Raw genomic sequence first — 9,746 nt, 5'->3', positions numbered from 1 at the left:
GGGTCACAGCATCGTGCAGGTTCTGCGGGCCGTCGGCCTGCAGTGCCGTCGCAGGACGCATGGCAGAACACAAAACCACCGGCTTCGCAGGCGCCAGCACGCGCTGCAGCCAGTAGGCGGTTTCCTCGAGCGTGTCGGTGCCATGCGTCACGACGATGCCGGCGACCTCCGGGCACGCCAGGTGATGTTCAACGCGCTGAGCCAGCAACGCCCAGACGGCGAAGTCCATGTCCTTGCTGTCGATCTGGGCGAGCTGTTCGGTTTCGAGGTCTTTGCCGGCCAGCGGCGGCACGGCCATCAGCAATTGGTCGACGCCGAGTTGTCCTGCGGTGTAGCCCAGGCTGTCGGTCGGCGATGCGGCGGTACCGGCGATGGTTCCGCCCGTGGCAAGGATGACGACACGGCCGGGCGCGGGCGCAGACAGGCTTTGCATTTCTCGAGAAGCTGGATAAAAATACAGGTACTGGATAAAACGCCAGTCAGGGCTCGGCTGCATGCCGCCGGTGCCACCGAACAAGGAGACCCGCTTGGACGACGCCCCCAAACTCACTGCCCGGCAACAGCAGATCCTCGAGCTGATTCAAAGCGCCATCGAGCGCAGCGGCTCGCCGCCCACCCGCGCCGAGATCGCCACCGAACTCGGCTTTCGCTCCGCCAACGCCGCCGAAGAGCATCTACAGGCGTTGGCGCGCAAGGGCGTCATAGAACTGGTGGGCGGCACCTCTCGAGGCATCCGTTTGAAGTCTGACACATTGCGTTCGATCAACGCCTCGCGCAACCGCCAGTTCACGCTGCCGCTGCCGAGCCTGGCTCAGCTGGCCTTGCCGCTGGTGGGGCGGGTCGCTGCCGGCAGCCCCATCCTCGCGCAGGAGCACGTCGACCAGACCTATCACGTGGAGGCCAGCATGTTCGCGCGACGCCCCGACTACCTGCTGCGCGTGCACGGCATGAGCATGCGGGATGCCGGCATCCTCGACGGCGACCTGCTCGCCGTGCAGCGCAGCAAGGAAGCGCGGAACGGCCAGATCGTCGTGGCGCGGATCGACAACGAGGTGACGGTCAAGCGCTTTCGGCGCAACCGGGGCGTCATCGAGCTGATCCCGGAGAACCCGGACTTCAAGACCCTCGTCGTTTCGCCGGAGAGCGGCGACTTCGAGCTCGAAGGCTTGGCCGTCGGGCTTATTCGCAACACCATGCTGATGTAAGTCGGACATGCAGGCAAAGCCGAGCACGCGCCTGACGCGTTGAACGTCGTTTTCAGCCGCCTGCGGGTGGCGGGCATGCGCGCCGAGGGCGCGGGTCCCGCAGGACGGCGCCAAATTTCAATCCTGCCGAACTTCCTCGAATAGGAGATTCGGAATGGTCACGCTCTTGTTGAATCCGCTGCGGCGCTGGTGGCAGACCGCGTTTGTGCAGGAGGGTCCTGCCACGGTTCGGCGCTGGTCTTTCGTCGTCCGGCAGTTCGCTCTGCGGGCCGGCCACGGGACCGGCCTGGGCTGTCACCGGTGCCACTGACGCCACTGACGCCGTTTCGCACACGGCCAGCGGCCGATGCCGCGGTGGACGGCGCCCTTCGCGCCGCCCGACGTTTCTGGATGACCCTCGATCCGCAAGACCAGCGGCGCGCCGCGATCGGCGGCTCGTTCGCAGAGGTCTGCGCTGCGCTGGAGCGGCTGGCTGCTGTGGAGGAAAGTCGGGTGGGGTGACGCTTCGCTTCCGTCGCAAGCAACGGGACTCTCTCCCGCGGCGGGTCTCTCGTGCACAGAGCGTCGAGCTCTCTGCGCTGGCGATCGCCCACGCTGTCCATCCCCGGCCTGCGGCCGGGGCCCCTCTTGGCCGCTTCGGCGCTTAGCCCATGTGCAAACCACCATTGACCGAGAAGTCGGCACCGGTGGCAAAGCCGGATTCGTCCGACGCGACCCACGACACCATCGAGGCGATGTCCTCAGGCGTGCCCAGGCGCTTGACCGGAATGGTGGCGACGATCTTGTCGAGCACGTCCTGGCGGATCGCGCGGACCATCTCCGTGCCGATGTAGCCCGGGCTCACGGTATTGACCGTCACACCCTTGCTGGCCACTTCCTGCGCCAGTGCCATCGTGAAGCCGTGCATGCCGGCCTTGGCTGCAGAGTAGTTGGTTTGGCCGAACTGCCCTTTCGCGCCGTTGACGGACGAGATGTTGATGATGCGGCCCCAGCCCGCCTCGGTCATCTCGTCGATGACCTGTTTGGTCACGTTGAACAAACTGTTGAGGTTGGTGTCGATCACCATCTGCCAGTCTTCGCGGCTCATCTTGCGGAACATGCCATCGCGCGTGATGCCGGCGTTGTTGACCAGCACGCTGACCGGGCCGTGTTCTTCCTTGACCGCCTTGAAGGCCGCCGTCGTCGAATCCCAGTCCGACACGTTGCCCACCGAACTGTAGAAGGTGTAGCCGAGCGCGGCCTGCTCGTCGATCCACTTCTTGAAGTCGCGGCTCGGGCCGCAACCCGCTATGACCGTGTAGCCGTCCTTGTGGAGCCGCTGGCAAAGCGCGGTGCCGATGCCACCCATGCCGCCGGTGACGTATGCGAGCTTCTTGCTCATGGTTCGGTACTCCTGGAAAGATGCTTGTTGTGGGAACGGCTAGCGTCGCGCGGCACTCCTGCAAGGTCAACCGGGTTCGCCCGGGTCGAACGCTGCACTTGTGCCGCCGCGCTTGCCGCTGCGTTGCACCGCCCTGCTTCACGCCTCAGAAGGGGAGCGGGGCGGCCGTGCGTGAACCGCCTGCTCAGCGCTCGACCGTCAGCGCCACGCCCATGCCACCGCCGATGCACAGCGAGGCGATGCCGCGCTTGGCGTCGCGCCGCTGCATTTCGTGCAGCAAGGTCACCAGCACGCGGCACCCGGAGGCGCCGATCGGGTGACCGATGGCGATCGCGCCGCCGTTGACGTTGATCTTGCTGGTGTCCCAGCCCATCTCGTTGTTCACCGCGCAGGCCTGGGCCGCAAACGCCTCGTTGATCTCCAGCAAATCGAGATCGGCCGCCTTCCAGCCGGCACGCTCGAGTGCGATCCGGCTGGCCGGCACCGGGCCCATGCCCATCAGCGACGGGTCGAGGCCGGCGGTGGCATAGGAGGCGATGCGGGCGAGCGGCTTCAAGCCGAGCTGCTCGGCCTTGGCCGCACTCATCACCAGCACCGCCGCGGCGCCGTCGTTCAGCCCCGACGCATTGCCGGCCGTCACGCCGCCGGCCTTGTCGAAGGCAGGGCGCAGGCCGGCCAGGCTTTCCGCATTGCTCTTGCGGTTGATGAACTCGTCGGCGGCGAACACGATCGGCTCACCCTTTTTCTGCGCCATGGAAAACGGCGTGATCTCGTCCTTGAACCGGCCTGCGTCCTGCGCGGCGGCGGCCTTTTGCTGCGAAGCCAGGGCCAGCGCGTCCTGCTGCTCGCGCGTGATGCCGTACTTCTTGGCCACGTTCTCGGCGGTGATGCCCATGTGGTACTGGTTGTAGACGTCCCACAGGCCGTCGGTGATCATGGTGTCGACCATCTTCCAGTCGCCCATGCGCTGACCTTCTCGCGAGCCCATCAGCGCGTGCGGTGCGAGGCTCATGCTCTCCTGACCGCCGGCGATCACGATCTCGGCATCGCCGTCGCGGATGGCCTGCGCCGCCAGCATCACCGCCTTCAGGCCCGAGCCGCACACCACGTTGATCGTCATCGCCGGCACGGCGTGCGGCAGGCCGGCCTTGATCATGGCCTGGCGTGCAGGGTTCTGGCCGCTGCCGGCCGTGAGCACCTGGCCCAGGATCACTTGGCTGACCTGGTCTGCCTGCAGCTTGCTGCGCTCGAGCAGCGATTTGATGACGGCCGCGCCCAATTCAGGCGCAGGCGTCTTGGCGAGCGCGCCGCCGAACTTGCCGACGGCGGTGCGGGTGGCGGCGACGATGACGATGTCGGTACTCATGGGCTGTCTCCTGAAGGCTCCGTTGAAATGTCGTGATTCGCAAAAGTGCGATGGAAGGAAAGTGCGTCGGTCGGTGCGCCGTTCTCCGGCCGTTTCAGGCGCGGGCCTTGACGTAGCGGCCAGGCGCCGGCTCGATGGCCTTGCGGGTGTGTCCGCCCGCGGCCTTGGGTGCGGCAACCAGCTTGCCCGACTGCGGTGTCAGCCAGGCCGTCCACGCCGGCCACCAGCTGCCGGCGTGCTCCGTCGTGCCCTCGAACCAGGCGTCGGCAGTCTTCGGCAGCTTGTTGTTGATCCAGTGGCTGCGCTTCTTCTTTTCGGGCGGATTGATCACGCCGGCAATGTGGCCCGACGCGCCGAGCACGAACTGCTTCTTGCCCGGCAGCACCTGAGTGCTCGTGTAGGCGCTCTGCCAGGGCACGATGTGGTCTTCGCGCGAGGCGTAGATGAAGGTCGGCAGATCGATCAACCGCAGGTCGAGCGGCTCGCCGCACACCGTCGCCTTGCCCGGCTCGATGAGGTTGTTCTCGAGATAGGTGTGACGCAGGTACCAGCAATACATGGGGCCCGGCAAATTGGTCGAGTCGGAGTTCCAGTACAGCAGATCGAAGGGCGGCGGCGTCTCGCCCTTGAGGTAGTTGCCGACCACGTAGTTCCAGACCAGATCATTGGGCCGCAGGAAGCTGAAGGTCGTGGCCAGTTCGCGGCCCTTGAGCAGCCCGCCCTGCGCAAGCGCCGTCTCGCGCATGCGCACCATGTTCTCGTCGACAAAAAGATCCAGCACGCCCGTGTCGCTGAAGTCGAGAAAAGCCGTCAGCAACGTCAGGCTCGCCGCCGGTTCCTCGCCGCGCGCGGCCAGCACTGCCAGCGCGCAGGCCAGCAAAGTGCCACCGATGCAAAAGCCCAGCGTGTTGATCTGCGCCTGCCGGCTGATGGCCTGCACCTCGGCAATGGCGCGCATCACCCCGTCGCGGGTGTAGTCGTCCCAGGTCTTCTCGCCGATCGACTCGCCGGCATTCACCCAGCTCAGCATGAACACGCGCTGGCCCTGGCTAAGGGCGTAGCGCACCAGCGAGTTCTCCGGCTGCAGGTCCAGGATGTAGAACTTGTTGATGCAGGGCGGGACGATCAGCAGCGGCCGCTCGTGGACCTTGGCGGTGATCGGCGTGTACTCGATGAGCTGGAACAGCTCGTTCTCGAACACCACGCTGCCGGCGGTCGTGGCGACGTTGCGGCCGACTTCGAACACGCTCTCGTCGGTCTGCGAGAGATAGCCCTGGCGCAGGTCGTGCCACAGGTGCTGCAGGCCCTGGGCGATGCTCTCGCCCTTGCTTTCCAGTGCCTTGCGCCGGGCCTCGGGGTTGAGCGCGAGGTAGTTCGACGGCGCTGCCGCATCGACCCACTGTTGCACCGCGAAGCGCAGGCGCTGTCGCGTCTTATCGTCGGCCTGCACCTCGTCGGCCATCTTCAGCAGGGTGCGCGCATTGAGGAGGTACATGCCGGCGGTGTAGGCGGCACTCGAATCAGCGAGCCAGTCCGGAGCGGCGAAACGGCGGTCCCCTACTCCGGGCTTCGACGGATCGCGCGAAGCGCTCGCCGCTTCGTTCCACAACGCGGCGGCATCGCGCAGATAGCCCGCCTGCAAACCGGGGAGCGCGTGCGCCGGCAGGCTGAGGCCGGTCAGGCCCTTCAGTGCCTGGTTCCAGCCTTCGGCAAGCTGCTGGGCAGACTGTGCGACGTTCATTCCCGGCAGCCCGCCCGGCCAACCTGCATTCGTGTTCATGCGTCTCCTTCAAACTTTCTCCGGCGCCGAAACTGCCGCGGCCGAGCGCGATGACGAAACGGCCGAAAGGTCTTGCCTCGGCCCTGGTTCACGCTTCCTGGCTCGGGGCGATTATCCTGCCCTGCCTCGCCCAGAACCGAACGGCCGTGCCGCTCGCCCTGCCCTGATATCGCCGCCGTCCCCGAATTGGCCAAACCCGATGTACCTTGTCGCGATTGCCTGGCTTTACGTCGCGCTGATGATGGCCGTAGCTGAGGCCGTGCATAGCCAGGGCAGTCTGCTCGGTGCGGTGATCACGTTCCTGCTGTATGGGCTGACGCCGGTGTCGCTGATGATGTACCTGCTGGGCACACCCGCGCGTCGCAGTGCACGCCGGCGCGCCGAAGCGGCCAGGCAGGAACAGCACGCCGACGAGGCGCCCTCAGCCGCGTTCGATCCAGATGGCAGCGGCCATGCGCCCGCTGCTGCCGTGCCGCGGCCGGTCGCGCCGGTGCGAGAAGAATCGTGATTCGTCTTCGACCGTGCACCAATGGCCGCCGCCGATGCGGTCCACGCCGCTGACCGCGAGCCGGTCGCGAGCCAAGCCTGGCAGATCAGCCAGCCAGCGCTCGCTGCCCTTTGCCTCGAAGCGAGGCGAATCAACGCCGGGCTCGATCCCGAAAGCGGCCAGCACCTCGGCGCCCACCTCGAACTGCCGGGGGCCGATGCAAGGACCCAGCCAGGCGCGCAGTTCCACAGGCGCACAGTCGGCCGCCTCGCACAGCACGGCGATCGTCTTCTCCAGCACTCCGGCGGCCAAGCCCCGCCACCCGGCATGCGCTGCCGCCACGCCGCGTCCGTGAGGTGCGGCAAACAGCACCGGCAAACAGTCGGCCACCTGGATCACGCAGGCCACGCCCGGCTCGGTGGTGAAACTGGCGTCCGCTTCCGGCATGGTCCCGCCGTCGTTTGCCGGGCTTCTGCCTGCCTGCGGCACCGCCTTCCCGGCGATAGACAACGGCTCGTGCGAGCGAAGCTGCGCGCGGCCGTTGTGCCCCGGCTGTGGCACCGCCCCGTCGGGCACCGGCAAGCGCACGACTCGCGTGCCGTGCACCTGGCGCAGGAAAACCGGCTCTGCGCCCAGCGCTGCGGCGAAACGCCACCGGTTTTCGGCCACGGCTTGGGGCTCGTCGCCGACCGCGCTGCCGAGGTTCAAGCTGGCAAACGCGCCGCGGCTCACACCGCCCAAGCGCGTGCTCATCAGCGCCGCCACGCCGGGTGTGCGAAGACGAGGCTTCAGCGCGCCGGCCAGCACCGGCTTCATGGCTCGAAGTCTGGGCACGCCGAAGGCTGGGCGCGCTGGAAAGCCGGCAACTGCATGCACGTCTCGAAGATGCGCATCACGGTCGGCACATGCTGGAGCCGGCATCCGTAGCGCTGCGCATTGAAGATCTGCGGCACGAGCACGCAGTCAGCCAAGGTCGGTGTATCGCCGTGACAGTGGTGGCCCGTCTGCGGCTCGTCGGCGAGCCGCCGCTCGACGACCGCAAGACCCTGCTCGACCCAATGCCGGTACCAGAGGTTCTTGGCCTCGTCGCCGATCTTCATCTCACGCACCAGGTAGCGCAGCACGCGCAGGTTGTTCAGCGGATGAACTTCGCAGGCGATGTCGAGCGCCAGCGAGCGCACGCGGGCGCGCGCTTGGGCATCGCCCGGCAGCAATGACGGCTGCGGATGCAGCTCGTCGAGGTATTGGATGATCGCCAGGGACTGCCCGATCGAAACGTCGCCGTCCACGAGCTGCGGCACCAGCCGCGCTGGCGACACCGCCGTATAGGCTTCGCTCAGTTGCTCGTTCTTGATGAGCTGCACCGCGCGGTAGTCGTAGGCCAGGCCTTTGAGTTCGAGTGCGATGCGCACCCGGAACGAGGCGGACGAACGGCAGTAGCTGTAAAGCTCCATGACCTCGCCTCCCGTGAGTTCAGCCGATGCGCACGCGCAGCGCGTTCAGGCCCTCGATGTTCGCCTCGAGCACATCGCCCGCGACGACAGCAGCCACGCCTTCGGGCGTACCGGTGAAGACGAGGTCACCGGGCGCGAGCGTCCAGGCCGCCGACAAATGCTCGATCACCTCGGCCACATTCCAGATCATCTGGTCGATGCGGCCGGCCTGGCGCGGCTGGCCGTTGACCGTCAACCCGATCGCCGCCGTGTCGATGCCAGTCACTTGCGCCGCCGGCGTGATGGCGCCGATCGGCGCCGCGCCATCGAAGGCCTTGCCGATGCTCCACGGCCGGCCGGCCTTCTTCATCTCAGCCTGCAGATCGCGCCTTGTCATGTCGAGGCCGACCGCATAGCCCCACACATGCTCGAGCGCGCGAGCAGCGGGAATGTCGCGCCCCCCTTGCCCGATCGCCACCACCAGTTCCACCTCGTGGTGCAGGTCGCGTGTCAGGCTCGGATAGGCCAAGGTGCCGGTCTCTCCCGCCGCCACCGGCAACACCGCATCACCCGGCTTCATAAAGAAGAACGGCGCTTCGCGGCCAGTGCCGCCCATTTCGATGGCATGCGCGGCGTAGTTGCGGCCCACGCAGTAGATGCGGCGCACAGGGAAGCGCTGGTTTTGTGCGTGCACCGGGACACTGGGAACGGGCGGCGGAGCGATGACGTGGCTCATGGTGTTCACGGGGGGCGGAGGACGGTTTTCGATGATGCCACGCAGGCCTTTGCAACCACCCCCGCGGCACGCTCGGGGCAAGCACGCCGCTACACTCGCTCGCCATGTTCCAGGCACGCAGCATCCGGCATTGCAAGACCTGCGGCGGCGCTGCGGAGTACCGCGTTCCGGCGGATGACAACCGCGAACGCGCGGTCTGCGGCGTATGCGGCGCGATTCATTACGAGAACCCGCTCAACGTTGTCGGCACCGTGCCCGCGTGGCGCGACAAAGTGCTGCTTTGCCGCCGCGCCATCGAACCGCGCCATGGCTTCTGGACTCTGCCGGCCGGCTTCATGGAGCTGGGCGAAACCACCGAGGAAGGCGCACTGCGTGAGACCACCGAGGAAGCCGGCGCACGCGTCACGCTGCAGGGCCTGTTCTCCGTGCTCAACGTCGTGCGGGTTGGCCAGGTGCACTTTTTCTACCGCGCCGAACTGCACGACACCGACTTCGCGCCAGGCATCGAATCGCTTGAGGTGCAGCTCTTCCGCGAAGACGAGATTCCCTGGGATGAACTCGCCTTTCGCACTGTGCGTGAAACGCTGCGCTTGTACTTCGCCGACCGTGCCCGCGGCGCCTTCGGGCTTCACTGTGGCGATATCGCCTGACCACTTGCTCCTCGCCCACCGAGTCCGGCGAGGGCGCCCGCTATACTCGCACCCCTGACGGGGCGTAGCGCAGCCTGGTAGCGCACTTGCATGGGGTGCAAGGGGTCGCGAGTTCGAATCCCGCCGTCCCGACCAGAAAAAGCAAAGGTCAGCAGATGAAAATCTGCTGACCTTTTTCTGTTTCCTTGACCGTTCTTGCGGCCTGCCAGCCAACTGGCACGGCATCGCCGCAAATTCTACTTCTATGGTCTGGGGAAGAATTGAATGCCAGTGTTCACGAACGCTGGCAATTAGCAAGCCGCTCGGAGCGAGCCCCGACCAGTGGTTGATCGCCGGCCTTTGCGATCTGCTCGACATGCCGCACCCCCAACCGGCGCGCGCACCGCTTTCATGGTCCCCGAAGACAACCCGCTCAGCGGAAGAGAGATGGCCGACGCAGTGAACAAGACTTTGCTGAACGAAGTCGGCGACCTGGTTTCCGGGTGCACTCAAGGAAAGCATTGAAGCCGGCAGATCGACCGCCGCCCGACTGCCAGTTTCCCCTCGGCAACACCGCCTTGGCCGCCCCAGCGCACAGGCGCAGGCCGCAATTAAGGCGTCAAGAGCCGCCGAATCGACAGCAACTCGTTGCGCATTGCCGCTGCTGTGGGCGCCGGGCTCACGCGCACCGAAGTCACCGCCACCGAATGGGCTCGTGCCGCAACGGCT

The 9,746-nt window shown here is 66.5% G+C and carries 10 protein-coding genes and 1 tRNA gene; 4 read left to right on the top strand and 7 right to left on the bottom strand.

Translation table 11 applies throughout. The annotated features are described in order from the left end of the window. Positions 1–433, bottom strand: a 433-nt coding sequence (locus H0W38_RS09190; RefSeq protein WP_292453067.1) for an asparaginase, incomplete at its 3' end; no start/stop codon positions are given. A 94-nt stretch (positions 434–527) separates the two neighbouring features. Here H0W38_RS09190 and lexA point away from each other — a divergent pair. After that, positions 528–1,205, top strand: a complete 678-nt coding sequence (lexA, locus tag H0W38_RS09185) for a transcriptional repressor LexA (protein ID WP_292453065.1) — start codon at positions 528–530, stop codon at positions 1,203–1,205. A 643-nt stretch (positions 1,206–1,848) separates the two neighbouring features. On the opposite strand, the gene phbB is transcribed toward lexA, so the two are convergent. The 3 genes from phbB to H0W38_RS09170 all read right to left on the bottom strand — a co-directional run bounded on the left by phbB (position 1,849) and on the right by H0W38_RS09170 (position 5,732). Further along, the gene (gene phbB, locus H0W38_RS09180) at positions 1,849–2,586 is read right to left on the bottom strand and encodes an acetoacetyl-CoA reductase (RefSeq protein WP_292453064.1); all 738 of its coding nucleotides are present in this window, start codon (positions 2,584–2,586) and stop codon (positions 1,849–1,851) included. Between the two features lie 184 nt (positions 2,587–2,770). Continuing rightward, complete coding sequence (locus H0W38_RS09175) at positions 2,771–3,952, bottom strand: acetyl-CoA C-acetyltransferase (RefSeq protein ID WP_292453063.1); 1,182 nt, start codon at positions 3,950–3,952, stop codon at positions 2,771–2,773. Positions 3,953–4,046: 94 nt separating this feature from the next. Next, on the bottom strand, positions 4,047–5,732 hold the full coding sequence (locus H0W38_RS09170; RefSeq protein ID WP_292453061.1) for a class I poly(R)-hydroxyalkanoic acid synthase: 1,686 nt from the start codon (positions 5,730–5,732) through the stop codon (positions 4,047–4,049). A gap of 199 nt (positions 5,733–5,931) precedes the next feature. Between H0W38_RS09170 and H0W38_RS09165 the strand changes: the two genes are divergently transcribed. Beyond that, entirely contained in the window at positions 5,932–6,240 is a 309-nt protein-coding gene (locus H0W38_RS09165; RefSeq protein WP_292453066.1) for a hypothetical protein, read from the top strand. Here the strand turns inward: H0W38_RS09165 and pgeF are convergent. Genes pgeF through H0W38_RS09150 form a run of 3 tightly spaced genes read right to left on the bottom strand, consistent with a single transcriptional unit; the run spans position 6,154 to position 8,388 of the window. Then, positions 6,154–7,035 carry a peptidoglycan editing factor PgeF gene (pgeF, locus tag H0W38_RS09160; protein WP_292453060.1) on the bottom strand — a complete coding sequence of 294 codons (882 nt, stop codon included), beginning with the start codon at positions 7,033–7,035 and terminating at the stop codon, positions 6,154–6,156. The genes H0W38_RS09165 and pgeF overlap by 87 nt on opposite strands. Continuing rightward, a complete protein-coding gene (gene maiA, locus H0W38_RS09155) occupies positions 7,032–7,673 on the bottom strand; it encodes a maleylacetoacetate isomerase (protein ID WP_292453058.1) in 642 nt (213 codons plus the stop codon). Before maiA ends, pgeF begins: the two co-directional genes overlap by 4 nt. 19 nt (positions 7,674–7,692) lie before the next feature. Further along, on the bottom strand, positions 7,693–8,388 hold the full coding sequence (locus H0W38_RS09150; RefSeq protein ID WP_292453057.1) for a fumarylacetoacetate hydrolase family protein: 696 nt from the start codon (positions 8,386–8,388) through the stop codon (positions 7,693–7,695). 104 nt (positions 8,389–8,492) lie between these two features. On the opposite strand from H0W38_RS09150, the gene H0W38_RS09145 reads away from it, so the two are divergent. Together H0W38_RS09145 and H0W38_RS09140 are read left to right on the top strand one after the other, a co-directional pair. Further along, positions 8,493–9,038 carry an NUDIX hydrolase gene (locus tag H0W38_RS09145; protein ID WP_292453056.1) on the top strand — a complete coding sequence of 182 codons (546 nt, stop codon included), beginning with the start codon at positions 8,493–8,495 and terminating at the stop codon, positions 9,036–9,038. Between the two features lie 58 nt (positions 9,039–9,096). Further along, positions 9,097–9,173, top strand: a tRNA-Pro gene (locus H0W38_RS09140). Positions 9,174–9,746 lie beyond the last annotated feature (573 nt).

The organism is Methylibium sp., from assembly GCF_013817365.1.
Taxonomy (GTDB): Bacteria; Pseudomonadota; Gammaproteobacteria; order Burkholderiales; family Burkholderiaceae_C; genus Methylibium.
The sequence above is the reverse complement of the archived record's forward strand: the minus strand, read 5'-3'. Positions and strand labels throughout refer to the sequence as shown.